General features: G+C 36.5%; 1 protein-coding gene. It reads left to right on the top strand.

Annotated features, from left to right (window positions below):
* Positions 1-404: 404 nt before the first annotated feature.
* Positions 405-1,037: NAD-dependent epimerase/dehydratase family protein (locus RB298_RS08605; protein ID WP_486046800.1), on the top strand; the 633-nt coding region annotated here is incomplete at its 3' end.

Below are 1,037 nucleotides of genomic sequence, written 5' to 3'. Positions count from 1 at the left end.
GTTGTATTGTTATCGGTGATCTTTTCTTATATTTATCAAGCACTAATTAGAAGACCCCCGATTCACTATGGAATAGGGGCTAGTTTTGATGAGAATATAGAATTTTAAGAATCAAAATTGTCGAGGTCTAAATTTGTTCGTTCCTATTTAAGGAATCGCTTTATGTTCCATATACAGTTATACGAGCAGGAGCCTTTACCTGAAGTATCAACATTTTATGGATTTATATGTAAAAAAAGAAAGTCTAAAGAACTGTTTTTCTGTCTTTAAAGTGGGCTCCAAGGTTTCAGGTTTATCTAGCTGAGGAATGACTACTGCAGAAGGATCAGAGATAATGATGCCTTTTAATTATAAAACAAGGGATATATGTTTTAATATTCAGCATTTAAATCAAGGAGTGAAGAATGGTGAAGAAAAAAAGAATATTAGTTACGGGAGCAGCAGGGAAAGTTGGAAAAGTGGTTGTGAAGGATTTAACATCCCATGGTTATGATGTGTTTGCTGTGGATCGAGATTTTAAAGAAGAGCCTGATATGCCACACATGACAGCAGAACTTACAGACTTTGGGGAGACACTAGATGCTTTATCTTCGATAGGGGAGGATGTCTACGGAAGAGCAGAAATGAAAGCATTTGATGTAATCGTTCACTTAGCTAGTATTCCTCATCCAAGAGAATATAGTGATGCCGAAACCTTCAGCAACAATATGGTTGCTACATACAATGTATTCGAAGCTGCCAAACGGTTAGGGATTAACAATATTGTCTGGAGCTCAAGTGAAACGTTGTTGGGCATTCCTTTTGAACAGTCAGCAATTGAATCTGTTCCAGTTAAGGAAGATGTTAAAAAGTTAGGTTCTAGCACCTATGCTATCACAAAAGTATTAGGGGAAGAACTTGTTGAACAGTTTTGTTTACACAATCCGGATATGAAAAATGCTTGTTTAAGACTATCTAACGTTATGGAAGAGGAAGATTACAAGCAATTCCCTAGTTACAATGAAGACCCAACTAAGAGACTTTGGAATTTGTGGAGC

Source organism: Priestia sp. BR_2 (assembly GCF_041954005.1).
Classification (GTDB): domain Bacteria; phylum Bacillota; class Bacilli; order Paenibacillales; family Paenibacillaceae; genus Paenibacillus_AQ; species Paenibacillus_AQ lautus_A.
Note: the sequence above shows the minus strand (reverse complement) of the source record. Positions and strands in the feature narration are given on the sequence as shown.